Annotated in this window: 30 protein-coding genes and 3 tRNA genes; 22 read left to right on the top strand and 11 right to left on the bottom strand. The window is 68.9% G+C overall.

What is annotated here, in order from left to right; translation table 11 throughout:
* Positions 1 to 57 precede the first annotated feature (57 nt).
* From ACIPN7_RS04675 to ACIPN7_RS04645, 7 genes are all read right to left on the bottom strand, one after another.
* A tRNA-Met gene (locus tag ACIPN7_RS04675) sits at positions 58 to 134 on the bottom strand.
* Positions 135 to 219: 85 nt separating this feature from the next.
* Positions 220 to 292, bottom strand: a tRNA-Thr gene (locus ACIPN7_RS04670).
* A 95-nt stretch (positions 293 to 387) separates the two neighbouring features.
* Entirely contained in the window at positions 388 to 1,224 is an 837-nt protein-coding gene (locus ACIPN7_RS04665) for a hypothetical protein (RefSeq protein ID WP_400538470.1), read from the bottom strand.
* A gap of 604 nt (positions 1,225 to 1,828) precedes the next feature.
* Positions 1,829 to 3,493, bottom strand: a complete 1,665-nt coding sequence (locus ACIPN7_RS04660; RefSeq protein WP_400538467.1) for an ATP-binding protein — start codon at positions 3,491 to 3,493, stop codon at positions 1,829 to 1,831.
* Between the two features lie 291 nt (positions 3,494 to 3,784).
* Positions 3,785 to 4,801, bottom strand: coding sequence for a protein NO VEIN domain-containing protein (locus tag ACIPN7_RS04655; protein WP_400538465.1), 1,017 nt, complete (start codon positions 4,799 to 4,801; stop codon positions 3,785 to 3,787).
* A 353-nt stretch (positions 4,802 to 5,154) separates the two neighbouring features.
* Entirely contained in the window at positions 5,155 to 5,847 is a 693-nt protein-coding gene (locus tag ACIPN7_RS04650) for an HAD family hydrolase (RefSeq protein WP_400538462.1), read from the bottom strand.
* Entirely contained in the window at positions 5,844 to 6,689 is an 846-nt protein-coding gene (locus ACIPN7_RS04645) for a GntR family transcriptional regulator (RefSeq protein WP_400538459.1), read from the bottom strand. Before ACIPN7_RS04645 ends, ACIPN7_RS04650 begins: the two co-directional genes overlap by 4 nt.
* 135 nt (positions 6,690 to 6,824) lie before the next feature.
* Between ACIPN7_RS04645 and ACIPN7_RS04640 the strand changes: the two genes are divergently transcribed.
* From ACIPN7_RS04640 to ACIPN7_RS04565, 16 genes are all read left to right on the top strand, one after another.
* Positions 6,825 to 7,079, top strand: coding sequence for a hypothetical protein (locus ACIPN7_RS04640; protein ID WP_400538456.1), 255 nt, complete (start codon positions 6,825 to 6,827; stop codon positions 7,077 to 7,079).
* Positions 7,076 to 7,393 (top strand): DUF6284 family protein, encoded by a 318-nt coding sequence (locus ACIPN7_RS04635; protein WP_400538454.1) that lies wholly within the window; start codon positions 7,076 to 7,078, stop codon positions 7,391 to 7,393. Before ACIPN7_RS04640 ends, ACIPN7_RS04635 begins: the two co-directional genes overlap by 4 nt.
* A gap of 14 nt (positions 7,394 to 7,407) precedes the next feature.
* Positions 7,408 to 7,614 carry a hypothetical protein gene (locus ACIPN7_RS04630; RefSeq protein WP_400538451.1) on the top strand — a complete coding sequence of 69 codons (207 nt, stop codon included), beginning with the start codon at positions 7,408 to 7,410 and terminating at the stop codon, positions 7,612 to 7,614.
* Positions 7,614 to 7,796: a hypothetical protein gene (locus tag ACIPN7_RS04625; RefSeq protein ID WP_400538448.1), complete on the top strand. Its 183-nt coding sequence runs from the start codon at positions 7,614 to 7,616 to the stop codon at positions 7,794 to 7,796. Before ACIPN7_RS04630 ends, ACIPN7_RS04625 begins: the two co-directional genes overlap by 1 nt.
* Positions 7,796 to 10,021 carry an FtsK/SpoIIIE domain-containing protein gene (locus ACIPN7_RS04620; protein WP_400538446.1) on the top strand — a complete coding sequence of 742 codons (2,226 nt, stop codon included), beginning with the start codon at positions 7,796 to 7,798 and terminating at the stop codon, positions 10,019 to 10,021. Before ACIPN7_RS04625 ends, ACIPN7_RS04620 begins: the two co-directional genes overlap by 1 nt.
* Before the next feature lie 3 nt (positions 10,022 to 10,024).
* Positions 10,025 to 11,125, top strand: coding sequence for a hypothetical protein (locus ACIPN7_RS04615; protein WP_400538444.1), 1,101 nt, complete (start codon positions 10,025 to 10,027; stop codon positions 11,123 to 11,125).
* A gap of 1 nt (position 11,126) precedes the next feature.
* Positions 11,127 to 11,453, top strand: coding sequence for a hypothetical protein (locus tag ACIPN7_RS04610; RefSeq protein WP_400538442.1), 327 nt, complete (start codon positions 11,127 to 11,129; stop codon positions 11,451 to 11,453).
* A 32-nt stretch (positions 11,454 to 11,485) separates the two neighbouring features.
* Positions 11,486 to 11,857 (top strand): hypothetical protein, encoded by a 372-nt coding sequence (locus ACIPN7_RS04605; protein WP_400538439.1) that lies wholly within the window; start codon positions 11,486 to 11,488, stop codon positions 11,855 to 11,857.
* A 153-nt stretch (positions 11,858 to 12,010) separates the two neighbouring features.
* Complete coding sequence (locus tag ACIPN7_RS04600) at positions 12,011 to 12,535, top strand: hypothetical protein (RefSeq protein WP_400538437.1); 525 nt, start codon at positions 12,011 to 12,013, stop codon at positions 12,533 to 12,535.
* Between the two features lie 17 nt (positions 12,536 to 12,552).
* Positions 12,553 to 12,972, top strand: coding sequence for a hypothetical protein (locus tag ACIPN7_RS04595; RefSeq protein ID WP_400538434.1), 420 nt, complete (start codon positions 12,553 to 12,555; stop codon positions 12,970 to 12,972).
* Complete coding sequence (locus ACIPN7_RS04590; protein WP_400538432.1) at positions 12,965 to 13,195, top strand: hypothetical protein; 231 nt, start codon at positions 12,965 to 12,967, stop codon at positions 13,193 to 13,195. The genes ACIPN7_RS04595 and ACIPN7_RS04590 overlap by 8 nt, the downstream gene beginning before the upstream one ends.
* Complete coding sequence (locus ACIPN7_RS04585) at positions 13,192 to 13,980, top strand: hypothetical protein (RefSeq protein ID WP_400538430.1); 789 nt, start codon at positions 13,192 to 13,194, stop codon at positions 13,978 to 13,980. Before ACIPN7_RS04590 ends, ACIPN7_RS04585 begins: the two co-directional genes overlap by 4 nt.
* Positions 13,980 to 15,263, top strand: coding sequence for a hypothetical protein (locus ACIPN7_RS04580; protein ID WP_400538427.1), 1,284 nt, complete (start codon positions 13,980 to 13,982; stop codon positions 15,261 to 15,263). Before ACIPN7_RS04585 ends, ACIPN7_RS04580 begins: the two co-directional genes overlap by 1 nt.
* Positions 15,264 to 15,438: 175 nt before the next feature.
* The gene (locus tag ACIPN7_RS04575; protein WP_400538424.1) at positions 15,439 to 15,675 is read left to right on the top strand and encodes a helix-turn-helix domain-containing protein; all 237 of its coding nucleotides are present in this window, start codon (positions 15,439 to 15,441) and stop codon (positions 15,673 to 15,675) included.
* Entirely contained in the window at positions 15,672 to 16,865 is a 1,194-nt protein-coding gene (locus tag ACIPN7_RS04570) for a tyrosine-type recombinase/integrase (protein ID WP_400538422.1), read from the top strand. Before ACIPN7_RS04575 ends, ACIPN7_RS04570 begins: the two co-directional genes overlap by 4 nt.
* Positions 16,866 to 18,185: 1,320 nt before the next feature.
* Complete coding sequence (locus tag ACIPN7_RS04565) at positions 18,186 to 19,397, top strand: hypothetical protein (protein WP_400538420.1); 1,212 nt, start codon at positions 18,186 to 18,188, stop codon at positions 19,395 to 19,397.
* Positions 19,398 to 19,563: 166 nt separating this feature from the next.
* Here the strand turns inward: ACIPN7_RS04565 and ACIPN7_RS04560 are convergent.
* A tRNA-Tyr gene (locus ACIPN7_RS04560) sits at positions 19,564 to 19,645 on the bottom strand.
* Between the two features lie 124 nt (positions 19,646 to 19,769).
* Here ACIPN7_RS04560 and rarD point away from each other — a divergent pair.
* Entirely contained in the window at positions 19,770 to 20,672 is a 903-nt protein-coding gene (gene rarD, locus ACIPN7_RS04555; RefSeq protein ID WP_400538418.1) for an EamA family transporter RarD, read from the top strand.
* 18 nt (positions 20,673 to 20,690) lie between these two features.
* On the opposite strand, the gene ACIPN7_RS04550 is transcribed toward rarD, so the two are convergent.
* Positions 20,691 to 21,221, bottom strand: a complete 531-nt coding sequence (locus ACIPN7_RS04550) for a carboxymuconolactone decarboxylase family protein (protein WP_400538416.1) — start codon at positions 21,219 to 21,221, stop codon at positions 20,691 to 20,693.
* 96 nt (positions 21,222 to 21,317) lie between these two features.
* Here ACIPN7_RS04550 and ACIPN7_RS04545 point away from each other — a divergent pair, with 96 nt between their 5' ends.
* The 5 genes from ACIPN7_RS04545 to ACIPN7_RS04525 all read left to right on the top strand — a co-directional run bounded on the left by ACIPN7_RS04545 (position 21,318) and on the right by ACIPN7_RS04525 (position 24,602).
* Positions 21,318 to 22,271 (top strand): sigma-70 family RNA polymerase sigma factor, encoded by a 954-nt coding sequence (locus ACIPN7_RS04545; protein ID WP_400538413.1) that lies wholly within the window; start codon positions 21,318 to 21,320, stop codon positions 22,269 to 22,271.
* Between the two features lie 30 nt (positions 22,272 to 22,301).
* The gene (locus tag ACIPN7_RS04540) at positions 22,302 to 23,159 is read left to right on the top strand and encodes a carbohydrate kinase family protein (protein ID WP_400538411.1); all 858 of its coding nucleotides are present in this window, start codon (positions 22,302 to 22,304) and stop codon (positions 23,157 to 23,159) included.
* A 122-nt stretch (positions 23,160 to 23,281) separates the two neighbouring features.
* On the top strand, positions 23,282 to 23,740 hold the full coding sequence (locus ACIPN7_RS04535) for an SRPBCC domain-containing protein (RefSeq protein ID WP_400538408.1): 459 nt from the start codon (positions 23,282 to 23,284) through the stop codon (positions 23,738 to 23,740).
* Between the two features lie 44 nt (positions 23,741 to 23,784).
* Positions 23,785 to 24,246: an SRPBCC domain-containing protein gene (locus ACIPN7_RS04530; RefSeq protein WP_400538406.1), complete on the top strand. Its 462-nt coding sequence runs from the start codon at positions 23,785 to 23,787 to the stop codon at positions 24,244 to 24,246.
* Positions 24,243 to 24,602, top strand: coding sequence for an ArsR/SmtB family transcription factor (locus ACIPN7_RS04525; protein WP_400538404.1), 360 nt, complete (start codon positions 24,243 to 24,245; stop codon positions 24,600 to 24,602). Before ACIPN7_RS04530 ends, ACIPN7_RS04525 begins: the two co-directional genes overlap by 4 nt.
* A 7-nt stretch (positions 24,603 to 24,609) precedes the next feature.
* On the opposite strand, the gene ACIPN7_RS04520 is transcribed toward ACIPN7_RS04525, so the two are convergent.
* Positions 24,610 to 25,482, bottom strand: a complete 873-nt coding sequence (locus tag ACIPN7_RS04520; protein ID WP_400538402.1) for an HAD family hydrolase — start codon at positions 25,480 to 25,482, stop codon at positions 24,610 to 24,612.
* Positions 25,479 to 26,102 carry a TetR/AcrR family transcriptional regulator gene (locus tag ACIPN7_RS04515; protein WP_400538399.1) on the bottom strand — a complete coding sequence of 208 codons (624 nt, stop codon included), beginning with the start codon at positions 26,100 to 26,102 and terminating at the stop codon, positions 25,479 to 25,481. Before ACIPN7_RS04515 ends, ACIPN7_RS04520 begins: the two co-directional genes overlap by 4 nt.
* Between the last annotated feature and the right edge of the window lie 75 nt (positions 26,103 to 26,177).

Raw genomic sequence — 26,177 nt, 5'->3', positions numbered from 1 at the left:
GAGGCGCCATGTGTCTTCTCGTCGTCCGGCACAGGAAGCCGGACGGATGTACTTGCTTGGTAGCGAGGGCGGGGCTCGAACCCGCGACCTCACGATTATGAGTCGTGCGCTCTGACCAGCTGAGCTACCCCGCCGCGCGTGACTGAACGCGAGACCGTCCGCCGTTGCTCCCCACCGGCGAACCGGTGAGGTGGGCGGACGACCCCGCGTCGATCACAGAGCCCCGAAAGGGAATCGAACCCTTGACCTTCTCCTTACCATGGAGACGCTCTGCCGACTGAGCTATCGGGGCGGCGAGGAAGACTCTACATGGCCTCCGGCCTGGCGTGAAATCGAATCCGGTGTGAGGTGTGCCGCGTCGCTCCCGGGCACCGCACCGACCTGGTTTCAGCGCTGCGCCGGGGCCAGCTGCGGCACCAGGACGACGGTCCGGTTGCGGATGGTGGCGTCGGCAATCGCCTGGAGCATGAGCATGCCAGGGACGTGCGAGCGCACCTGGTCCACCGTGTCGATGACCCCGCGCGCGACGAGGGTCTCCCCAGCCGCGGTGTACGCCTGGTCCATCGTCTCCCGATCCTCGGCGGCAAGATCTCGGTGGAGCTCCTCGAGGCTGGTGCGGTATCGGCTCAGTGCAGCCTCGGCGACCGCTTCACGCTCCGCGGAGACGTCGTCGACCAGGCGCTCGACGACACCGTGCTGCTGCGTCCCGAGACGGAGCCACGTCACCGTGACCATCGCGGACGCCACGCAGCAGACCCCGGCGAGCACGAGGTTCACACCGAGCGAGGTGCGTGCCGCCCCCGGAAGCTCGGAGAAGGGGGTGAGACGCAGCAGGAGGAGCGGAGCCGCCGCCGCCGCGGCGGCAAAGCCTGCGAGCAACCACGAACGCTGGACGATCCCCCTCGTGGCCGGGGCCGAGCGTCGGACCGGGAGCAGCGCCATCAGAACACCGACGGTCCCGAGCGCGAGGAAGGCCGACGACCACGGGAGGATGCCGATCAGGTCGAAGTCGGCTCGGCTGAAGAAGAACGCGAACGCACCACCGATGCCGAGCGCGCCGAGCACGGTGCCGACGGTACGCCGCGGCGAACGGAGATCGGCCACGGCGGGATCCACGCGGCGAGTCCGAGCGTCGATCTCCGACCGCGCGTCCTGGACCTCGGCGTGGAAGTCGCCCACGACGGTGTCGACCGCGGCCGCGTAGCCGGGCAACCCTCGCAACACCTGTCGATCCAGTTCCGCGGTCCGCCGCCAGAATGCCGTCGGTGAGATCTCCTGGGCCCAGTGCTGGGCGAACCGGCTCGACCACATGTTTTCCACGGCGACAGTGTGACAGCGATGGTGAACCGGTCGGTAGCCGGCAACGAACTAGGGCGCGACCCACGTCTCCGCAGGTCACGCCCTAGTTGTCACGTGGCTGGTGAGGGATTCGAACCCCCGAAGGCTGAGCCGTCTGATTTACAGATGCGTCCGGGCCGCGACTCGCCAGCGGATCGACTCGCTCAGGCCCGCCATGTCGTCCGGGACTGTCCGGTTCCGTCCGCCCCGGAGCGCGCGGGTTGGGACACTCCGTTGGGCCAGTGGCACCGCTCCGAGGGGGCTGGCGACACCTGCATGCCACGAGCAATTTCCAGCGGGCGGTGCACTTGCCGCGCAACGCCTAATGCCTCGCAAGCAGCCATGCTGCAGCTGCCCTGTTGGATGTCGCCGACCGCATACCCGGGCGCCCAGCGCCGGAGGTAGCCTGCCGAACTCACACACCGAGAGCATGTTTCAGTGCTGTTGCGCGCACAGTTCCACGACGTACAGGGACTCTTCCGAACAGCCTCTAGAGAATTGCCCCCAGCACGACGACCGGCTTCGTGTGGGTGCCCCATTTGAGCATCCAGCCACCAGATGCCGTACTCAGAAGCGTCACTGCGACACTTGTGCTGTTCGTCCCCCATGGCGCTTCGCGACTGTCTCCGTTGGTCATGCCGCCCAGCGACCAAACCACAACGAGGTCATATGAACTCATGGGGTGCTGGTGCCTGAACAGGTTGGGAAGCAGTGACTCAATCTCAACCAGGAGGACTGCGCCCATCGCGTCCTCGACGAGCACGTCGGTCGATGAGTCAATGTACTGACCGAATCGCGCGATCGGGTCAAGCTCCGAGGCCCAGTCCCCGGACTGGACCATCATCGCGAGCAGGTGAGAAACATCGGCTTCCTTCTTCGGCTCCTTGACGAAGGCGAGGGATGCGCCAGCTTTGGTGACTGCAATGTCGTTTGCGCTCGAGTATTTCGCTTTGAGATCAGCGGCGTCCTTCGTCTTCCTTACGGCTTCGATTGCAGCGTCCTCCGCCGCCTTCATCTGCTTGTAGGCGCTGGCTCGCGACTCGATATTCGGCCAAACATGCGTCTTGAAGTCGTCCCAAATCCACGCCACTTCGTCTGACTCTTCGTTCGTAATGACGTTGCGGTCCGCGTTAAGTTGGAACTCTTGGCTGTTCAGGAACAACTTGTACTCGAAATAATACTCGCCGCCCAGGAGCTCACGAGAAAGCCCTGTCTCGTTGCGCAGGGGAATGAAGTCCTTGCAAAGATGCGCGCCCATCTGCGACTTCTGCGTCCAGCCCTGCTTTAATTCGTCCCTGAGCATCTCAGCGCGCACCTCCTCGCCTGCAATGATGACCGTGCCGTCGTAGTGCAAGGTCACCGACTTGCCCTGGAGACTGATTGTCCTGCTCCGGTTGAAGTCGTATACGTCGCAGAACTTCTTGGAGTTTTGCGCGATGCCCTCGGAGACCGGCCCGCCCGTGGGGTTAAGATCGACCGGAGGGACCTGATAAGTGCCGGGCATTGGGCCGAGCGTCACCGTGCCAGTCGGGGCGACGACTTCGAGCGTCACAAGCGGGATGGTACCGACGTTCATCACAGAACTTATGATGTGGGCCTGTGAGCCATGTCGGTTCTTGACCGTTCCCGTGGCGCAGAGGCTGCGCAAGTAGTGCATCACCCGACCAGCAATTTCGTCCGGGTTGGCGGTCTTCTTCCCGTTGAAGCTGGCCAGGTGCACGCCGCTGAGCATGACCCTCGTCCCCTTCGAGGATGTCACCGACGTGTAGTTGGATGGATTCTTCTCGATGGTGAACTCGGGCAGAGTGTCATTGCCAAGGTCGGCCAGGGGGTCAGACATCTTTCCGACAAGGACCTCGGTCGGGTTCGTGTGACGCCGTGACTCGACCACAATTTCACTGGCAACGAATGTGGTTTTGGACCCGAGACCCTTCTCGCCGATCGACTCCTGGGGAAAGTCCTTCACAGAGTCGCCGGCGTTAAAAAACGCCATCATGTGACGCTCCTCCATGCCGTTACCGTCGTCCTGGATGACGATGTTCCACATCTCGCCACCCGCATTCGTCAACTTGATGTCGATGTTCCGCGCATCTGCGTCGACGCTGTTGGATACCGCCTCGCGGAGCAGCTCAATCGACTGGCTGGTGTTCAGCACAGCCTGTCGAAGCAGAGACTCTTGCGAGACGTGGGAAGTGTGGGAAGCCATCGGATTCCTGTCCAGGTGACGTGACTACGTAGCGCCTGCAGGCAGGCAGCCCGAAGCGTTCAGTGCACTCTACGAGGAGAGCAGGTGGTTTAGAACAGTGCAACGAGCCCAGGACCGGGTGAAGGAGAGCAGGACGAGGCGCAATCGCGCCGCCTGGAGGTTCCGGCTAGGTGGGCGCGCCGCTGCCGCAACTGCGCCAGTCAGGCCGCTCCACATGTAAGGCACCGGGCAGATGGGTCGTCAACTTATTGGCCCCAGCTCCTGCCCGTCCCTGACTGCGACCCGGAACTGAGTTGCCACACGGTCGGCCTCCACGAGTTCCTCGGGGCTCAGCAAGTTGACGTGGACTGTCGTCGGGTTCAAGACGTCCGTTCCGGCGGCCAAGACGAAGTCCGGATCAGTGCGAACCCGCCACCACTCCTTGGCGGTGACGTTGAACTCCAGCCGCGGACCCTGGATACCTTTGACTTCTAAGTGCACGCTCCGCTCGCCGTCCGTCAGGTCGATGTCGTAGCCGACGCCGTCCTTCTGGCGGTCAGCGACGACCCTCCATCCCAGGTTCTCGAGATGCATGGTGGCCACAGTGACGGCCCGCTCTTCGACGATCTTGTCGCGTCCACGGTCGCTAGCGGAACGCCGGCCCGATGGGATGCGCACCGAGCCGTCCCCAGCGGAAGGACCCCCGTACGCAGGCTCGCGCTCCGGCGACGGATCAAGGTCACCGTCCGCACGGCGAACCGGAACCTCGTCACCAAGAATCTCGACGTCAGCCGCCGGGAAGTCGACGGTCACACGCTCGGCCGCTCTCTCGCCCCCGACGTCGAGGCCCGCTTCGACGTCGTGACTCTCAGGGCGCATGCCGGTGCCCGCGGCGACGATCTCCTGGTACTGCTCCCACGTGATCTCGGTAATCGCGTGCTGGTTGTTTCGTCCGGCGATCTCCACCTGCCGAGCAGGAACAGGGCTGTCGAACTCCTGGTACCCGCTGAGGTCAGCGGTCCACGGGCCAGTCCACCCGGGGCCGATGTACTCGACCCGTGCGGTGGCGGTGTAGCTCATCGGGTTCCGGCTGTGGTTGCTCGTGTTGTAGAACAGCACGAGCGACCCCGGCCCTGCGTCATTGAGGGGCATTCGGCCTGTGACGTTCGTGTCGTAGCGGTAGTGCTGCTTCTTGTCGGTCTCCCATGCGTTGCCCACGGACGCGTCGGTGCTGTTGAGGACGAAGCACCGCGGCCTCTTGCTCAGTGCAACGAGCATGCGAGAGTAAGCACGCGTTGTGACCGCTGCTCCCGCATTGGTGTCCCAGTGCGGGTCGTACGTCAAGCCCAGCGCTTCGAGGATCGCTGCAGTCTTCTGGTGCGCATCCATTCCTGTGGCCGGATGGCCTGTGATCGCAGCGTGGATTTGGCCGAGAGTGTCACTGGCGACAGTCGATCCGTTGGGTCTCGTGGCCGGGTGAATCCTCAAGAGTTCCACTACTTCGTTGGCGAGCTGCTCTTTCTTCGGAGTTTTAACCTTCCGCCCGACGATCGGCAACGAACTGGGTTCCGCCACGACTCTTAGCCCCCCTTGGTGAGCCTCCCGATGAGACCCGAAGTCTATGGGTGCGCCTACTGGGATCCCTCGGTAGGAGTGTCGTCGCGGGCGAGACTGGCGATGCTCCTCGTGATGGCATCCGCGCCCGCCTCCAACAATTCGTTCCCTCGTTGCACCGTCTTGGCGTAGCCGATGGAGCGGACACCGGCCGCTCTCGCCACCTCGATGTCGGACACCGAGTCGCCAATCAGGACAGCGCTCCGCGCGCGGACTTTCGCGATGGTCAGTGCGTAGTGGACTGTGTACGGTTCTGGCTTCATAAGATCCGGCCGGAGATGTGGACGCCCGACGACGTCGCGCACATAAGCCGACAGACGATGACGCGCTAGGTACACGCGGATCGATCCTGCGGCGTTGTTGCTGACGATGACGACCGGCGTTCCGGTGGCGTGGAGTGCGGCGAGGAGCGCATGTGCTCCGGGGGTTGGCGTGCAGGTTCGCGCTGAGTCGGTCTCTGCCGCCGTGCACGCGTTCTCGACGTCGGCGAGGGCTTGCGGTGCGTGCGTTCCGGTCCAGCGGATCACGGCGAGGTGATCCGACGTCGCAGCGATGTCGTCGGGCGGAGTGGCGCCGTGGGCGGTGAGCGCCTGCCGGGCGACGTCAGCGGCGTGCATATTGGCCGGTGCAGGCATGAGCGGAGTGACTGGGCCGTCGAAGTCGAGCAGTACGGCCGCCGACTCCCTGAGGAGCTGTGCAGCATCGATCACGGCGTCACGTCCGTTGCCACGCTGTTCCAGACGCTGTCGAACCACTCGCGGACCTGCACGACAAAGGTTGATTCGATGGACTCGGGGTCGCCGTCGTCGGTGTAATGGAAGAGGACGGCGTCCTTGCCCATCGGGTCGAAGATGCTGACCTTCTCCCCGCTGACCCTGACGTCGTGCGTGACCACGGGGTAGAAGCCGAAGAATGCGACGTCTCCGTTGATGACGTACGCCTTGAACACCGGCGCGGACCCGAACGAGCGGGTCTCAACCGTGACCGTGGGGACGAGTTCGAGGTCCCCGAGTTCCAGCACCGAATCCCGAACGGCGCTTATGTGTCGAGTGCCGATGTCCGCCATCCGCTGACGAGCGCGGGCGCTGTCGTCGACGTCGCCGCTCGCTGCTGCGGGCAATGCGAGCGGCTGCCCCATGTCGGACACCAAGAGGCGGATGTGGATCGACTTGGGTGTGAGTCGGCCGGTCCGGATCTTGTCGAGGGGTTCGGCGATTGCGCCGTGGAGCGTTTCGGCGGTGTAGCCCACGAAGTCGATCCGGACGTCGTCCGCCTCGAACGCCTTTTCGAGGTGAGGGCGGAGCCCGACGGGTCGCTCGGTCCGCTCGCGTGCGTACATCCCGCTCCCCTGGCGGGAGATGACGAGGCCGTCGTCCTTGAGGATGCGTAGTGCCTGCTGAACGGTCATGCGCGCTACTCCGTAACGCTCTCCCAGTTCCTTCTGAGACGGGAGCTTGTCACCGGGCGCGATGGTGCGCGTGAGGATCGCAGCGCGGATTGCTGCCGCGACTTGCTGGTAGGGCGGGCGCGGGTCGTCAGGGTCGAGGCTCATGGCTTCAACGGTACCCGCTTGGACAGCCAAGTCAGCCAACTTTCGTTCATCTGTTGACATGGCTAGCCAGCCTGTGCAAGTCTCCACTCGTCGGATCAGATGGCTAGCCAGCCTAGCCCAATCGAGAGGCGAGACATGTCGATCTACCGCACCGGGGCGCTGGACTCAGCGCGTCGCTACCTGTTTGAGGCGGGCCTGGCTCTGGCCGGGGCGGCCCGCACGCTCGTCACGAACGGCCATGGCCGCGAGGACGACGGCACCGCCGAAGTCGGGCGGGAGGCGCTGGACCTTTCGGTCCGCGTCGAGGCGATGAAGGCCACCGTGCGCAAGGCCCACGAGGACGCGCACGCCACTGACGGCGACGAGACCGCCACGGAGGAGAACCGATGAGCACCTACACCGCACTCGCCGCGTTCGACGACGACGAGCCCACGTTCACCGAGCTCGCCGCGATCGTCGCCGAGGAGCCCGTCATCGCGGCCGAGGTCGCCGTGGTGGACGCCGAGTGCCGCCTCGCTGCCTCGCCTGACGAGGTCGCGGTCAAGGTGCACCGCCGGGCCGTGGTCGCTCTCGGCGTCGCGATCCGCACCGCTGTCCAGACCAGCACCAACCGCGCTATGTCCACGGCCCCGGCCTACACCGCCGGTAGCCCGCTCTCGACGGCCCGCCGGGTCGTCATCCGTCCCGCCACCCGCACCGCCTGAACAGGAGCTCCGCCATGATCACCGTTTCCCTGCTGGTCTTCCTGCTGCTCGTCTCGTTCATCGCCGTCAAGTACGGGTCCGCAAAGGTCGGCACCCTGACCCTCGGTGTCTGCCTCGGCCTGGCGCTGGCCTCTACCTCGTTCGGCATGTGGGGCGTGGACGCCCTCAACGACCTGCTCAACAACCTGTTCTCGGGTGCCAACGAGATGGCGGGCGCCTGATGGGCACCCGGACGCCTCAGGTGCGCGAGCGCGTGCGCCTGACCGACGGCGCCGTCGGCGCCGTCGGCCAGATCATCAGCCGCGAGTCCGGGACTACCCGCACGGTGCGCTACGTGATCCGACTTACCAACGGCACCACCCGCCGCGTTCGTCTCGACCAGATCAGTGGGAAGGCTTCCTGATGACGACCCCGAACGAGCACACTCCTGACCACGTCCCCGACGACGCCGAGCTCGACGCCATCGTCAACGGCCCCGGCGACGTCGTGAGCCTGACCGATGCCCGCCGCGCACGTGGCCTGGACCAGAACGCCGGCACGGCCCCGGCGGACGACGACAACACCCTCACGGGTGAGGTCATCGACGCTCCGCCCGCCCCGGCGCCCGAGGCCGCCGAGCGCGCGCCCCGCGTGGTCAAGCACCGCGGGGACCACACGCCCTTGCGGGTTCTCCCGGAGTGGGCCACCTCCTCGGAGGTGTTCCTCGCCGCCGCATACCGGGAGGCGCGGTTCGTGGCCTCGTGGGTCGGTCACCACGGCGTGCGCCTGCCGTTCGTGTACCTGCCCAAGTTCCTCGTTCGCGCCGGGGTCGGGTTCGGCCTCTGTGTGCGGAGCCTGTCGCGGTGGGTGACCGACGCCGAGAACAAGGCCACCCGCACCATGCTCATGGCCGGCGTGCGCGGCACGTCGGAGTGGAAGACGCTCCGCAAGGAGCACGCCGACGGCGTCCGCGCCCGCCTGGCCGGGATCACCGCGGGCGGCGTCATGTCCGGCGTCGCCGGGGTCACGATCAACACCTACACCGGCCCCGAGGGCCTCACCGCCGCCGCCATCGCCACCGGCGCCGCCGCTCTGACGGCGTTCGGTGTCGTCGGCATCCGCCACGTGGCCGCGCCCATAGCCACCGCGATGGAGGGCGACGTCCCCAAGCTCACGGTGGACGTCGTCACGGACGCCCTGCTCACCTTGGGCCTGGGGTCGATGGGCGAGGCCAAGCGCGGCAACGCCGAGGTCAAGGTGCTCCGCATCTTCCCGACCACGGGCGGCGTGGAAATCCACATCGACCTTCCCCCGGGTGCCACAGCTGCGGACGTGATCGAGCGCAAGGACCGCCTGGCCTCGGCGCTGCGCCGCCCGGAGGACACGGTGTGGCCCGAGGGCAACCCCAAGGCCCACCCGTCCCGGCTGAACCTGTTCATCGCGGACAAGGGCCTCTCTGAGCGCGCGGTGGCCCAGTGGAAGCACCGGAACAAGGGGGAGACGAACGTGTTCGAGTCGTTCGTCATCGGCGAGGACCAGCGCGGCCGCCCGGTGTCCACGACGCTCATGTACAACAACGGCGTCATCGGTGGCCTGCCCGGCATGGGCAAGACCTTCCTGCTCCGCGTCCTCATGCTCGGCGCGGCCCTGGACCCGCGCACGGAGCTGCACATCCACGAGCTCAAGGGCACCGGTGACCTGCTGCCGTTCGCCCCGATCGCGCACGTGTGCCGCTCCGGCGACGACCCCGACGACCTGGCCGCGCTGCTGGCGGACCTGCGGTCGGTGCGCGAGGAGATGCGCCGCCGGGCCGCGATCATCCGGTCCCTGCCCCGGGACGTGGCCGCCGAGTCGAAGGTCACCGACGAGCTCGCCAAGGTCGGTAACCCGTACGGGTTCAAGCCTCTGCTGTTCGTCATCGACGAGTCACAGCTCGGGTTCGGTGACCCGGCCTACGGCGCGGAGATCGCCGCCCTGGTGGAGGACATCACGCGGCGTGGCCGCGCCCTGGGGATCATGCTCTGGCTCGCCACGCAGCGCCCCAACAAGGACGCCATCCCCACCGGCATCTCCGCGCTGCTGTCCCTGCGCGTCTGCCTGCGAGTCGGGGACCAGACCACCAACGACATGGTCCTGGGCACGAGCATGTACAAGGCGGGGCACCGGGCCACGATCTTCTCCCAGGAGGACAAGGGCATCGCCCTGATGGCTGGTGAGAAGTCCGACCCGCAACTCGTGCGCGGCGCGTTCATCGACGGTGCCATGGCCGACAAGATCGTGGAGCGTGCCCGCGCCGTCCGTGAGGCCAAGGGCCTGCTCACTGGGGCCGCCGCAGGGGACGAGCCCGCCGACCTGGACCACTCCACCATCCTCGACCACCTCCTCGCCGTGTGGCCCGAGAACGACCCCGCCTGGCCCACCGGGAAGGTCTGGTCCGACGAGCTCGCCGCACGCCTGGCCGAGCACAAGCCCGCCCTGTACGAGGGCTGGGACGCGACCCAGGTCAACGCCGCCGCCAAGCGCCATGGCGTGGCCGCGAAGAACGTCAAGCGCGGGGCCGCCGTCCGCAAGGGCCTCGTGCGCGCCGACGTCGTCACCGCCGCTGGCGAGGTCATCGCACTGCCCGACACCACCACTGAGGAGGACTGACCCATGAGCACCAACACCACCCAGCCGGGCTCGCGTCGCCTGGTCCTCGCCGGAGCCGTCTCCGTCGCCCTCATCTCCACCGTCTCCGCTTACCTGGCCATGGTCGGGTTCGGCCGCGACGTGCTGGGCATGGACGCCGCAACCGCCTACACCACGGCCGGTGTGTTCGAGCTCTCGCTCGTCACCGTCGCACTGCTGGCCCGTGAGGCGGCCCGGGACAACCGCCCCGGCGGCACACTGCTCACCCTGACGTGGGCGCTGTCGTCCGCCTCGGGCGTGTTCGCCGCCGTGCACGAGGTCTACCTCGGACACCCCGCCGGGGCAGTCGCGTTCCGGTTCGTCGTGCCGCTGCTGGCCGCCCTGATGTGGCACCTGGCCCTGATCGGTGACCGCCACCTCGCGTCCGGGGCCTCGTGGTCCGGGATGCGGCAGTCCATGCGGATGCACGCCCTGTTCCTCACGACGGAGGACGCTGTCCGGGCGCACGCCGCCGACGACGGCACCCCCGCCGCACGCCGCGCCATTGTCCGGGCCGAGGCCCGCCGCCGGGCGGCCCGGGCGGTCGCCCTCAAGTCGGTGCCGCCTGCCGAGATGCGCACCAGGACGGTGGAGTGGATGGACTCGCTGTCCGCCGTCGCCGACGCCGTGACCGACGTGGCCCGGCTGCACGTCGAGGCCAACAACCGCGTCGCCGGACACCTCGCCACCGGACCCGTGTCCGGGGCGGACTACGAGGACAAGGCGGCTGAGGCTGTCCGGGCCGAGCTGGCGGACATCCTGGCGGACACCGAGACGGACAGTGACCGGCTGCCCGCCGTCCCGGCGGCCGGACAGACCGTCACGACTGTCCGGGCCGCTGTCCGCCCCAGGTCGCCCCGGACCGTCCGGCCGGTGTCGAACGGCGACCGGGCTGTCCGCCTGGACATCGTGTCCGGCCTGCTGGACACCAACCCCAAGGCCACTGCCCGCGACGCCCTGTCCGCCCTCACGGACGCCGGGCACCACGTGACCGACCGGACCGCCCGCCGCCTGCTGTCCGACGCCCGCACGGGCACGAACACCAGCACGGACAGCGCCGCCGACACCGACACCGAGGCGGCGTGACATGTCCCCGATCTTCCAGCGCGCCGCTCGGGAGTGGGCCGCCATGCGGTCCGAGTACGGCGACTACCTGGAAGCCCACATCGCCGCCGCGTACGAGGCCACAAACGGTGTCCTGCTCAACGCCAGTGGCCGCGCCGCCGGAGTCACTGAGGAACGCCTGTTCCTCGCCGGAGGAGCGTTCGCCGCCGCGTACGCCTCGCCCGAGCTCCGCGAGTTCTGGGCAGCCCACCCCCGGCTGACCGTCGAGGCATTCGAGACCGCATGGGCCGAACGGCTCTACACCACCGACCGGGAGGAGCTGCCCGAGCACTGGCACACCGCCGCCTGACACCGCACCACCCGCCCACCGCAGGAGGAACCGTGAACAGCAACGACAACCTCAGCCCGACCGAGTACGCCGACCTGGTCCGCGACGCCCGCGAGCTGGTCGCCGCCGTCGAACGCGCCGTGCGCCGCACCGGGACCGTGTTCGTCGTCGCGATGGGCCTTACCGTCGCCGCCACGGCCCTGCGGGTGCCCGTGGTGGGCGAGGTCGCAGCCGTAGTCGCCGTGACTGCGTTCACCGCCGCGCTGGTCTCGCTCATGGCCCGGATCGCCCTCGGGCCGATGCCCGCCGAGGTAGCCGCCACCACCCCCGCCGGAGCCCTTCCGAGCCCGGCGAACGGTAGCGGAGGCCCCGCTACCGGTAGCGGCCCCGCTACCGCCGAAAACGGCGTGATTTCAACGAAGTAGCGGGGTAGCGCCCCCACGCGGCGCACCCCGAAACCCCCACCCCTGGCAGTTCTGAGGGCACGGCGGGCCGCTACCGCTACCCGCCGTGCCCCTACCCCACCCATGCCAAAAACAGGCCGCACAGCGGCCCTCAGGAGCTGGAAGGACGACCGCATGACCACCACCACGCCCGCCACCGGTCGCACCTACGACCCGCAGGTCATCGCCGCCTGGCTGCACGGCTACGACACCGGCGAGAGCATCGGCACCACCCTCGGCACCCGGGACGCCTGGACCGAGGGCTACGACGCCGGACACGCCGCAGGGATCGAGGCCGCTCGCCGTCAGGCCGAGGCCGCCGAGGCCGCGTACTGGGAGCAGTACCGGGCCGACCTGCGGGCCAGCGCGAACCGCCGCGCGTTCGACGAGCTGTGCGACCGCCGCGCCGCGATGGCTGACGAGCACGGGCACGCCGAGGCCGCCGCCGTCGAGCGTGCCCGGGCGGCCCGGCAGCGGTGGCTGCTGCGGGCCAACGGCGTCGTCCCGATGCACACCGCGACCGGGCACGTGTACCCCGCCAACTGGCCCGAGTCCGAGCGCTACTGCGCCCACGCCGTCGCCGTCGTCGCCGCCACGGGCACACCCGTCCGGCCCACGGCCCCCGCCATCACCGCCACCCCTGCCGCTGTCGCGGCCTGATCGAGGGAGAGACCGCCATGAGGAACACGACCCGCCGCCACCTGACCGCCGTGCCGGCAAACCCCGCCCACCACGTCGAGGCGTTCGTGCTCGACGTCCACCGCACTCACACGAGCTGGTGCTACTGGGCGCCCCAGGACGGACAACGCCGCCGGTACGAGCTCTCCGAGGCACAGGCCGGGACCTACCCCGTGCGCGCCGAAACCAGCCCTGTGGGCGACCTGCTCGCGGTGGTGGACCTGGACACGTTCGTCATGCGCCGCATCACCTTCCGGTGGATCTTCCCCCGCATCGAGCGGCCCTGCGTACGGGCCGTGTCCGACGTCGCCTGGCTCACCGACGAGGTGGCCGACGGCGCCCCGGCGATGACCGACGACGACGGCACCACGCTCGCCACCTGGCGTCGTCTCGACGTCGAGGAGGCCGACCGTGGCTGACCTCGTGAGCACCGACCCCACGGCCGCGTCGCGATGCGGCGCGACCAACGGCCCACACACCTGCCACCAGCCCCCCGAGCACGCGGGCGACCACGTGTGCGCCGGATGCCGCGACCTGTGGAACCGAGGCCCGTGGGACGACGACCTCGACCCCTGGGATGGGACGACGTGCCTGGACGACCTGAACGACGAGCTGTACGCCGACGAGGAGGCCACCCGATGAACAGTCTGACGATCGCCCGCAGCCCTCGTGCGCTGGACCTGTTCTGCTGCCAGGGCGGCGCCGGAACCGGCTACCACCGAGCCGGATACGACGTCTACGGCATCGACCTGACCGCCCAGCCGCGCTACCCGTTCCCGTTCCTGCGCATGGACGCTCTCACCGCCCTGCGGCTGCTGCTGGCCGGGCACCGGCTGCCGTTCACCCACCCTGACGGCACGGTCGAGTACCTGGGCCTGGCGGACTTCGACGTCATCCACGCCAGCCCGCCGTGCCAGGGGTACACGCGCGGCAACGCGGGCAAGGTGACCGCCTGGCCCAAGCTCATCCCCGACGTCCGCGCCCTCGTCGTGCTCACGGGGTTGCCGTACGTGATCGAGAACGTCAAGGACGCCGGACCCGAGATGGTCGACCCTGTCGGGCTGTGCGGCTGCATGTTCGACCTGTCCACGCTCGACACCGACGGCGTGCGCATCCATCTCCAGCGGCTGCGGTTGTTCGAGTCCAACGTGCCGCTCAGCGTCGCCCGCCCTTGCGACCACTCGGCGCACCTGTGGGTGGCCGGGGCGTACGGGGGTGCGCGGCGGGACAAGTACGAGGCGAAGTACGTCCGCAAGGGCGGCTACGTGCCCCGCAGCAAGGACGTCGTGAAGCGCCTGCTCGGGATCGAGCACGACATGACCTGGGCCGGGCTGTTCGAGTCGGTCCCGCCCGCCTACACCGAGCACATCGGCACCCAGCTCATGGCCGCCGCCGCTGACCCTGCCGACTGGAAGGTGGCGGCCTGATGACCGCGCTCACCCCTGACCTGCGCACCACCGACCCCGGGGACCTGGACCCCGAGTCGGTGCTCTGGGAGGCACGCCCCGAGCTCGCCGCCATCCGACAGACCGCCCGCGCGGCCATCGCCTCACCCTGGGCTGTCCTGGGCTGCGTCCTGGCCCGTGTGGCGCTGTCGGTGCCGCCCTCGGTCGTCATCCCGCCCTTGGGCAACGACCGCTCCGCCGTCGCCTCGCTCAACGTGTTCGTGGGCCTCGTCGGCCCGTCCGGCGTCGGCAAGGGCGTCGCCACCGCCGCCGCCGAGGACGTCCTCGACATCCAGCCCGGGGCGGGTCGCCTGATCGAGAAGCGGCCCCTCGGGTCCGGTGAGGGCATCTCCCACATGTTCGTGGACACCGACAGCGAGGGCGAGAACACCCCCGCCATCCACTCGGTGTGGTTCGACGTCCCGGAGATTGACACCCTCACCGCCCTCGTGGGGCGCCAGGCCTCTACGACGTCGTCCGAGCTGCGCAAGATGTTCTCCGGGGAGGGGCTGGGCTTCACGAACTCCGACGCGACGCGCCGCAAGATCGTCCCCGCGCACTCCTACCGCGCCGCCCTCGTCGCCGGTGTCCAGCCGCTCAAGGCCGGGCCGCTGCTGGACGACGCAGCCGGTGGTACGCCTCAGCGGTTCCTGTGGCTGCCCGCCACCGACCCCGGAGCGCCCGACGTCGCCCCGGACGCGCCCGAACCGCTGCGCTGGGCCAGCCCGGTCCTGGCGACTGAGCACCGCCGCACCCCGCTGACCGTGGCCCCGTCGATCACGGCGGTTCTGCGGAAGGAGCGTCTCGACCGGCTGCGCGAGGTGATCACCGATGGTCTCGGGCAGCAGAACCTCGTGCGGCTCAAGGTCGCTTCCCTGCTCGCGCTGCTCGCCCGACGGCTCGACGTCACCGAGGGTGACTGGCAGCTCGCGGACTACATCATGCACGTCTCCGACCGCACCCGGGGCCGGATGCAGGACGCACTGCGCGCCGAGGCCGCTCTCGCCGTGCGTGCTCGGGCGGAGGCGAGGGCCGCGTTCGACGAGCACCAGGACGACGCAGCTGTGCACCGCACGGCAGACAAGATCCTCGCCAAGCTCAGCACCGAGCCGACCCCCGCCAGCACGGTCCGGGCCGCCCTCGGGAAGAACCTCCGCGAGTACATCGAGGCCGCCGTAGACAGCCTCATCCGGCGCGGCCTGGTCGAGCGCCTGGACGACGAGTACCAGGGCCGCCCCCGCATCATGCTCCGCCTGCGGCAGTGAGGTTCAGCCCTGGCATGTGCCAGGGCTGCCAGGGCTGGAAGTGCCAGGCCTGAAACCCCAGGTCAGACGCCAAAAATCAGCCCTGGCAGGTCAGCCCTGGCAGCCCTGGCACATGCCAGGGCTGACCCCCTCACCACACGGACCCAAGAACCGCTGAATGACCCAAGGAGACGTCATGGCCACCGCCACAACCGCGCCGGTCTACTCCGAGACCACGCCCACCGTCACCGTCCTGCTGTACCGCGTCGAGGAAGCTGCCGAGGCCCTGTGCATCTCACGCACCCAGGTCTTCGACCTGATCCGCCTCAACAAGCTCACGAGCGTCAAAATCGGCCGCGCTCGTCGCATCCCCGTATCGGCCGTGAACGACTACGTCGCCACCGCCATCGCCGAGGCCCAGGAGGCAGCATGAGCAAGCGCGCAAACGGAGAAGGTTCGATCGACCAGCGGGCAGACGGCATGTGGCGTGCTCGGGTGTTCGTCTACGACACCGACGGCCACAGAGTGCGGCGCACGATCTACGGCAAGACGCGCGAGGTCGTGGCGGCGAAGCTCGTAGAACTGCAATCACTGACCTACAAGCACATCCCCGCCGCGCCGGTGAAGCACACCGTCCGGACGTTCGGCGAGGAGTGGATCCGACGCCTGCGCGACGACGAGAAGCGCAAGCCCGCCACCGTGGCGAACTACGAGTGGATCCTCAGCAAGTACGTCTACGACGTCGTCGGAGCCGTGCGAATCACCTCCCTGACGCCTGCCCACGTACGCAAGGTGATGAATACGACGGCGAGCCTCAGCCGAAAGCGGCAAGACGGCACGGTCGCGCCGCTGTCGGCCCGCACCGTTCAGCTCACGCGTTCCGTCCTGCGCGCCATGCTCGCAGAAGCTCAGCGTGACGAGCTGATCCACCGCAACGTGGCCGCGCTCGTCAAGGGGCCGACCGTCACCCGTGTCGAGGTTGAGCCCTGGACCCGTCAGGAGGTGGACGCATTTCTCAAGGTGGCGCTTCGGCACCGTCTCGGTGCTCTGTTCTCGGTCGGTGTCGCACTCGGCATGCGCAAGGGCGAACTGCTCGCCCTGCACTGGAGCGACATCGATATGGACGGTCGGACGCTCCGTGTTAGCAAGACCGTTCAGCGCCTCGGGAGTCAGGGCCTGGTCACCGGGACGCCGAAGACCATGCGAAGCCGCCGCACGATCCCACTGCCGACGCAGGTCGTCCGGAGTCTGGTCAAGCACCGAAAGGAACAAGACAAGGAACGCGCAGCAGCAGGCGTGACCTGGCAGGACACGGGTCTGGTGTTCGCTTCAAAGTCGGGCGGTCTTCTCGACCCGAAGCACGTAAACCGAATCCTCGACTCGCTCGCTGCGGAGGCTGGCGTGCGCCGGATCAGGTTCCACGACTTGCGGCACACGTGCGCAACGTTGCTGCTCGGTCAGGGCGTCGCGCCGAGAACCGTGATGGAAGTCCTGGGGCACAGCCAAATGAGCATCACGACCGATCTGTATGGGCACGTCATGCCGACAACGCTTCGCGACGCAGCAGACGCGATGGACATCGCCCTGGGAACGACTCCGTCGGATCGGAGGGAACGAGCGTGATCGGTTAGGTGCCTAGCCGAGTAGGTGACGCTAGAAGAGTCCTCGATGCTGCCGCTCTGTCCCGGGCCAGAGATCTACTCACTGGCCCGGGACAGAGCCATACTCCCGGAACAGCGCTGCACGCGACTGGCCGGCCAACGGAAAGTCCCTATCTGCCGTCCATCCGTGAGTTCACCCTGATCCGGGCTCCCCTCGGCCGCGATCGGCGACTATCTTCATGGGCTCAGGAATTGGTGCAAGTGCGAACATCCGGACATCGTGAGGAGCTGTCGTGACGAGGGTCGCGCCACGGTCGGCCGCGGTGTTGCCGGCAGCCACGACACCCGATACGACCATGGAGCCCGACTCGTTTGGCGCTGTTGCCGAACCATCCTCACCTCTCTGACGCATGACGGTGAGCCGTACGCCGCGACGTCGGTGCATGCGATGCGGCACGACGCTGAACTGGCGCTTCCGTCGCGATGCCAAGTTCTGCAGCCAGGCGTGTCGCCAGGCGGACTACAAGCGACGGTCGGCGAAGGGAATCCCCGCCGAACTGTCGCGTAAGCTGGACGACACCGAGCCAGCCTTCTACTACCAGTTCCCTTACCTCTACAGCCTCGATCCGCGACCGCTCTACCGGGTGACCTACCGAAGGCCCGCTACATGTCAGTGGTGCAAGAAGCCACTCCTGGAGGGCTACGTATTCGGAGTGAGCCCATTGTTTCCGGAGGAAGATGGGCCGCTCTGCGATGGGCCATGTCTGTTCGATGGAGCCCATGCTCGACCTGACGACTAGCCTGTTGCTGACGGCTGCGGGCCCCTGACCTGCGATTACGCCTCATGCCGGGGTATCCAAGAGTTTGCCGTGCCTACGCTTGTGCTGGGCCATGGATCACACGCATCACGGCCTGCGATATGCTCTAGAGCGAAAGTTTGTTCTATGTCGCACACAGGTCCCACAGAGTGTCGGCGAACCGCCGTAGACTGTGACCTGTTCGTGACGTCCCGTCGGCTCCTTCCCAGAAGGTCGGACCCCGACGAGTGTCACAAACAGCACGAGGGCTAGGCGCTACCAACGCCTAGCCCTCGTACAGCACCCACAACACGAAGACCGCGTTCAGGATGCCGGTGATTCTTGGCAGAACTCACCAGTCATCTTGCCACGCCCCGGATGGTTTACGCGACCGTCCGGGGCTGTGCGGTCGTGACCTGAGAGGATCACCCCCCGGTGACGGCCTTGTATCTCGGTGGTTTCACTGAGCCTCCGAACACACCTGCTCGCACCCCTGGAACGAGCGATCGACCGCCCGCTGTAGATGACGCATCCGGGACTGCAAAGTGACGCCCGCTGCGAGCCTCACGGAGCGCGACCTCATCGGACAGTCCGCCCTCGCGCGCGAACTTGTTCGGCTCCGCCCTTCGGTGCGTAGCCGACTGGGTATCCACGATGAGGTCATCATCGTCCTCGATTGCCTGATCGCGGTGATCCGCGCGGTAGACAACCCCGAGGACCAGCGGCCGTGGCCTGCACGTCTGGAAGCGGCTTTCGGATTGCTCGATGCGTCACTTACAGGCGCAGAGGGCGACGGGACGTATTTTGAGCACCTGACCGGAGGTATCAACCGCATCGCGGACGAAGACTTCGTGGAGCGGATCAAGAGCCTTCCGGCAGAGTCCTTCAAGCGGTTCCTGCGCCGCCTGGTCGGGGAAGGCGCCTACATCCGACTGACCCGGGCGGTCCAGGATGACGGCCGTATCGCCCTTGCAGCAATCCGCAAGGGCCTTCGCAAGATCATGCCGTTGGCGCTGGCTTTCGATGACAGCGTCAGCTTCCTGACTCCGGAGCAGATCGCCGAAGTTGAGGGGATGGACAAGCTCGCGAAGTCTGCCCTGACCATCGCCATCGAGCTGGACACGATGCTGGACCAGATCGCCACGAAGAACCTGTCTCTCGACAATCTCACGGTCAGCGATACCGCGCTCGACGCGGCCGAAGGCATCGAGGCGCTGTTCGCCAGCGTTCAGGAGACGTTGCTTGGCCAGTCGCGGCAAGCACTCGAGGATCTGAGTGCACGGCTGAGCCGGAAGATTCAGGGTGCGCGCGATGTCCTCGATGTTTCCGCTGACGGCAACTCGCAGGCCGCGAGTTCGCTGGTCGAGTTCGTCGACCGGCTCCTTCGAAGCGCATTCGATGACAAGACCGTGCTCCGGTTCGCGTCGGAGCGTTTCCCTGGCCAGACCGACCTGACCTACGACAAGGCTGGCAAGGTCGCACCCACCAAGAAGGCTCAGGCACTCTGCTTTATGTACGCCGGCCAGGCGACGACCGACCCCCAACCGCTGCTGGAGCTGGTGGCGGGCGGGGTAGTCACAGCCAGGAGTGTTCTGCAGGCGATCAAGCACGCTGACAAGGGCACCCCGGAGGAAGCCGACAGGGTGCGCGAGGCGATCCGTGCTGTCGAAGGCTTCTTCGTCGTCGCGGTTCGGGTCGGATGGGCTGGCGCGAGCCCTGACCACATCCAGGGACTGCGGACGCGGCTCGGCGAATAGCGCCACACAGCCATCCGCCGGCTCACCGCCGACGTCGCTGACCGCATCCGCCCGGGCCGGGTTGGGCCAGGGCGTTGGGCCAGTACCAACCATCCGGGCCACCCGGTCGAAAATGAAGTGGGGCCTGGCCAGCGTTTCCGCAGGTCAGGCCCCACTCTTCTTCACGTGGCTGGTGAGGGATTCGAACCCCCGAAGGCTGAGCCGTCTGATTTACAGTCAGATCCCTTTGGCCGCTCGGGCAACCAGCCGTGAACGGTGCCAACCATAGCGCCCCACCAGCCCTCGCGAGAAATCGAAAAGGGGCCCGGCCAGGTGACGAGCCCCACAGCGCATCCGGGACCCGCGCGGGGGCGCGAGATCTATCGTGACGCAGTGACACAACAACAGGATCGCTGGGGTCTCCCCCTCGGCATCGGCGCCTACCTGCTCTGGGGCGGCATGCCGCTGTTCTTCCCGCTGCTCCAGCCCGCGGGCCCCCTGGAGATCGTGGCCCACCGCATCGTGTGGAGCCTGCTCTTCTGCCTCATCGCCCTCGCGGCCCTGCGCCAGCTCGGCGACTTCCGGGCCGCCCTGCGGTCGCCGCGCATCCTGGGCACGTTCGCCGTGGCGGCGGCCCTGATCGTCGTCAACTGGGTGGTGTACGTGTACGCCGTGCTCAGCGACCGGGTGCTCGACGCCGCCCTGGGCTACTTCATCAACCCGATCATCACGGTGCTGCTCGGTGTGCTGGTGCTGCGCGAGCAGCTCCGGCCCATGCAGTGGATCGCGATCGCCTTCGGCGCCGCGTCGGTCGTGGTGCTGTCCACCGGGCTCGGCGGTCTGCCCTGGATCTCGCTGTGCCTCGCGCTCTCCTTCGGCCTGTACGGGCTGGTCAAGAACCGCGTGGGCCGCACCGTCGCCGCCCTGCCCGGCCTGGCCGTCGAGACAACCGTCGCCACGCCGTTCGCGCTCGCCTACCTCGTGTGGCTCGGCAGCGCCGGCACCTTCGCCGCCGAGGGCACCGGGCACGCGCTGCTGCTCATGTCCGCCGGCATCGTGACCGCGCTGCCCCTGCTCCTGTTCGGCGCCGCCGCCCGGCGGCTGCCCCTGTCCGTCGTCGGCATGCTGCAGTACCTGGCGCCGGTGCTGCAGTTCCTGGTGGGGCTGCTCGTCTTCGGGGAGCACATGCCGCCGGCCCGGTGGGCCGGGTTCGCCCTGGTGTGGCTCGCCCTGATCCTGCTCACGGTCGACGGCGTCCGCCAGGCCCGCCGGGCGCCCCGGCTGGGGCTGGACTGACCCGGCGAGCCCGGCAGGTCACCAGGTGCCCGGGACCTGGCGGGTCGTGACGTTGAGCCGGTTGTAGAGGTTCGTGACGCCGATGTGCAGCACCAGGGCCGCGAGCGCCTGCTCGTCCCAGTGCTCGGCGGCGCGGTCCCAGACGGCGTCGGGCACGCCCTCGGAGCTGTCGGCCAGCCGGGTCATGGCCTCGGCGAGCTCGATCGCCGCGCACTCGGCCTCGCTGAGGTAGGGCGACTCCCGCCAGGCCGCGACGGACGCGAGGCGGTCGTCCGACTCGCCGGCCTTGCGGGCCTGCCGCATCCCGTACTCGATGCACCAGCCGCAGCCGTTGATCTGGCTGACGCGCAGGTGCACCAGCTCGAGCGTGGCCGCGGAGACGCCCTGCCCGTGGGCGAGCTTCCCCAGCTCGGCCAGCGCCTTGACGCCGCCCGGCACGAGGAGCGCCGGGTTCTTGGCGCGAGCCGTCACGGTCCGCAGGTGGGGCGTGCCGGACGCCGCGAGGTCGAGGTGCTGGGTCGGGTCCTGGGCGGTGGTCTCGGTGGTCATCGCGGTCCTCTCGTGGTGGCCGGGGTCCCGGCCTGTCACACCGGCGCCCTGCGCGCCGTCACACCCTCGACGGCCCCGAGACCGAGGATGTGACAGATGACCCCCGACGAACTTGCCCTCGCCTTCGAGCAGCACCGGCCCCGCCTGCGAGCGGTGGCCTACCGGATGCTCGGCAACCCCGACGACGCCGACGACGCGCTGCAGGAGGCCTGGCTGCGCCTGAACCGGACCGGCGACGAGGGGATCGACAACCTGGCCGCCTGGCTGACCACGGTCACCGGCCGGATCTGCCTCGACATGCTCCGCTCGCGGTCGACGCGCCGCGAGGACCCGCTGCCGACCGGCCGGCCCGACGACACCGCGCCGGAGATCCTGGACGACGAGTCCCCCGACCCGGTGCGCGAGGCCGAGCTGGCCGACGTCGTCGGGGTGGCGATGCAGGTGGTGCTGGAGAGCCTCGATCCCGCCGAGCGCCTGGCGTTCGTGCTGCACGACCTGTTCGCCGTGCCGTACGAGCAGATCGCGCCCGTGCTGGGCCGGTCCGTCGCGGCGGCCCGGCAGCTCGCGAGCCGGGGACGGCGCCGGGTGCAGTCAGGGCCCGGGGCGCAGGGAGCCGCCGGGGAGGACACGGGGGACGACGTCGGCCCGCGCGCCGCCACCCCGGGAAAGACGGACCGGCAGGTGGTCGAGGCCTTCCTCCTGGCCTCCCGCACGGGCGACCTGGCGGGCCTGCTGGCGCTCCTCGCGCCGGACGTGGTGCTGCGTGCCGACCAGGCCGCCGTCGCGTCGGCGGCCGAGGCCGCGGACCGGGGCGCGCCCCTGCTGGCCCGCGAGGTGCGGGGGGCTGCGGCCGTGGCCGAGGCGTTCCGCGGCCGGGCGGGCGGGGCCGTGCCCGCCCTCATCGACGGCTCCGTCGGGTTCGCGTACGCGCCGGGCGGCACTCCGCGCGGCCTGTTCGCGGTGGTCGTGCACGACGGGCAGATCGCGGCGGTCGACATGATGGCCGAGCCGGCCGCGATCGCCGACACCCACGTTCTCCTCCTCGGCTGATCCGGACCGGCCCGATGGCAGGGTGTGCGCATGAGTTCTCCTCGCACCGTGGTGGCCGGGCCCGCGACCTGGAACACGATGGTCCGGCTCGACCACCTGCCCGACCCACGGCCGCACACCCTGTTCGCCCGCGGGTCGGTCCGCACGCTGGGCGGGACGAGCGCCGGCAAGGCCCTGCACCTGGCTGACCTCGGCGTGCCGAGCACGCTCGTCGCCGACGTCGGGACGGATCCGGAGGGCGACCTGGTCCTGGGTGCGCTCGCGCACGCGCGGGGCGCCGAGGTGCTCGCGCGACGCGTGCCCGGGCCGTCCGAGCAGCACCTGAACCTCATGACCGACGCCGGCGAGCGCCTCTCGATCTACCTCGCCGTCCCCGCGCCGTCGGCCGCACCCGACCCCGCGGCGGTCGCGCGCGTGGCCGACGCGGAGCACGTGGTCCTGGACCTGAGCGCCGTCGGGCAGGGACTGCTGCCGGCCGCCGTGGCGAGCGGGGCCACGCTCTGGACCGACCTGCACGACTACGACGGCGTGGCCGAGTTCCACCGGCCGTTCGCCGACGCGTGCTCGTACGTCTTCCTGAACGACGACGGCACGGACGACCACCGCGCCCTCATGACGGCGCTGCTGGAGCGGGGCGCGAGCACCGTGGTGTGCACGCTCGGCGCCCGCGGGGCCGTGGCGCGCACGGCGGAGGGCTGGTTCGAGACGCCGGCGGAGCCCACCGAGGTGCTGGACACCAACGGCGCCGGCGACGCGTTCTTCGCCGGCTTCTTCGCGGCGCACCTCGCCGGGGCGGGGACGGCGGAGTGCCTCCGGGCGGGTGCCCACCAGGCGACGCGCGCCCTGGGCACGCGCCACCTGAGCCCTCTGCTGGACGAGGAGTGCTGAGCCCACCGCCGAAACGTCGCGCGTACCAACCCAATGTGCAACCGATGGTTGCACATTCCGCCACGACGCCGTAGTGTCACATGCAACCGAAGGTTGCACTATCCGACACTGGAGGAACTGAGATGGTCGACATCCTGCACCGGGTCGGCGCGCTGGCGCCGCTGGAGAAGGTGTACGAGGCGGTCGCGACGTCCGAGGGCGTCGCCGGCTGGTGGACGACGGACACGACCGGCTTGAGCAAGGTCGGCGGCACACTGACGACGACGTTCCACGACGACGCCGGGAAGCGACTCGGCGCCTTCGAGCTCGAGGTCACGGAGCTCGACCCTGCGGGGTCGGTGGACTGGCTCGTCACCGGCGGCCCCGAGGAGTGGATCGGCACGCACATCCACTTCGACCTCAAGGAGGAGGAAGGGTTCACGATCGTACTGTTCAGACACACGGGCTGGAGGGAACAGGTGGAGTTCATGAACCACTGCAGCACGAAGTGGGCCACCTTCCTGATGAGCCTCAAGCGCTTCGTCGAGACCGGCACGGGCGAACCCGCGCCGCACGACGTCCAGATCAGCAACTGGCATTGAGACGTGCGCTTCCGGCAACCAGACATGACGAAAGGTGGTCCGTGATGGAGTACGGCACGATCGAGCGGGAGATCTACATCGAGGCCTCACCCCGGATCGTCTTCGACGTGGTGAGCAACCCCGAGCACGTGCGGGAGTGGTGGTCCGACGAGGCGGAGTTCGACCCCGTGCCCGGGAGACCGGGGTGGATCGGCTTCGGAGACGTCACGCAGGACGGCAGGAAGGTTCAGCTCACGGTCGCGGACGCGGTGCCGTACACGCACTTCTCGTTCCGCTGGACCCACGAGGAGGGCGAGGTGGCCGCCCAGGGCAACTCCAACCTGGTCGTCTTCGAGCTGGTGCCCTCGGGCGACGGCACCCTCCTGCGCTTCACCGAGAGCGGCTTCCGCGAGCGCGGCTGGGACGACGCGAAGGCGGCCGCCGAGCACGCCGACCACAGCTCCGGCTGGGACTTCTTCCTGCCCAGGCTCAGGGCCTACGCCGGGGCGGTGGGAGCAGACAGATGAGTGTCACGGTGGACGACGACCTGTGGTCGGCGATCGGGGACCCGACCCGTCGGCGGATGCTCGACCTGCTGCTGAGCGACGGCCACGGGACGGCGACGAGCCTGAGCGATCAGCTGCCCGTGACCCGGCAGGCCGTGGCGAAGCACCTCGGCGTGCTCGACAGGGCCGGTCTGGTGCACGGCACCACGGCGGGCCGGGAGAAGCTGTACCGCGTCGACCAGGCACAGCTCGCCCGCGCGGTCGGGCAGCTCGTGGAGGTCGGCAGGACGTGGGACGCCCGCCTCGGACGAATCCGCCGGATCGCCGAGCGGATCCAGCGCACGGCCGACGGCACGGACGGCACCACGACCGGCTGAGCCATGCTCACCGGCGCGGCCGGAGCACTCCGTCCAGCAGGGTCGCCAGCTCCTCGGCGACACCGTCGGCGTCGTGGTGCCCGACGACGGCGTCCGCGCAGGCCAGCACGTCGGCGTGGGCGTTGGCCACCGCGATGCCGCGGCCCGCCCAGGTGAGCATCGGCAGGTCGTTGGGCATGTCGCCGAAAGCCCAGACGTCGGCGGCGTCGACGCCGAGGCGCGTGCACCAGCGGGCCAGCGCGGCGGCCTTGTCCACACCGGGCGGCATGAGCTCCGCCAGGCCGACGGCGCCGGAGTACGCCAGGTGCGCGTGCTCCCCCACCGCGGCGCGCACGGCCGTGAAGAACTGCTCCTGCGCCAGCCGGATGTCCTCCGGCGGGTCCAGGAGGATGCCCGGCGGCGGTATGCGCGCGGGGTCGAGCGCGAGGATCTTGGACACCGGGCCGCGAGCGCCGAGCGTGTCCTCCACCGGCACCGACCACAGGCCAGGGTCCAGCGCCGGCTCGCGCTTCGGGTAGGCCGGGTCGAACGTGACGCCGTCAGGCCGCTCGAAGGCGAGCGCGGCGTGCGGCAGCGCGGTACGGATGCCGGTCACGACGGCGCGGACGGCGTCGTCGTCGAAACCGCAGGTCTCGAGCGTCTCGCCGGAGGCGAGGTCCAGGACGCACGCCCCGCCGATGCAGATGACACGGCCGTGGCCGCCCACGGTGTCGGCGAGGTGGTCGAGCCAGCGCGGCGGGCGGGCGGTGACGAAGACCACCTCGACGCCCGCGGCGTCGAGGTCGGCGAGGACCTGGCGGGTGCGGTCGGAGACCTTGCCGTCGCTCCGCAGGAGGGTGCCGTCGAGGTCGGTGGCGACGAGCCGGGGCAGGCCGGTCATCGCTCGGCCCGGATGCCGGCGGCGGGCAGGATGACCTTGTCGATGTTCGAGATCAGGAACTCACGGTCGACGGGCTTGCCCAGCATGAGCAGGCGGTACGCGACCATCGCCGGTCCGATCATGCAGAGGTGCTCGATGTCGGCGTCGGCCGGGATCTCGCCGCGGTCGATCGCACGCTGGAAGAGGACGCGGTTGACCGAGGCCCGCGGCTCGACCAGCGCCTCGCGCGCCGCGCTGGCGAGCTCAGGGCTGCGGGCGATCATGGACACGATCCCGGCCATCACCTTGAGCTTGCGCTCGGCGGCACGGATGCTCGGCGTCCTGATCATCGCGACGAGGTCCCCGCGGAGCGTGCCGGTGTCCGGCAGGCCGTCGAGGTCGAACTCGTTCGACTTCATGCACGCGACGGCGTCGAGCACCAGCTCGGCCTTGGACGACCACCGGCGGTAGACGGTCGCCTTCCCGGCCTTGGCGCGGGTGGCCACCATGTCGATGGTCATGCCGTCGTAGCCCGACTCGGACAGCACGTCGAGCGCGGCGTCCAGGATCTCGGGGTCGCGGGTGTGGTCCCTCTTGCGTCCGAGCCGGGGCTTCGCCTCGGCCTCGTCGACATGCGTCATCGCCGTCGTCCTCCTCTCTGCACTGTCCGACCTTACCCGCGGTTAATACTGAACCAACTGTATCCGGAACTCATC

The organism is Promicromonospora sp. NPDC090134 (assembly GCF_044746965.1).
In the GTDB taxonomy this organism is placed as follows: Bacteria; Actinomycetota; Actinomycetes; order Actinomycetales; family Cellulomonadaceae; genus Promicromonospora.
Note: the sequence above shows the minus strand (reverse complement) of the source record. Positions and strands in the feature narration are given on the sequence as shown.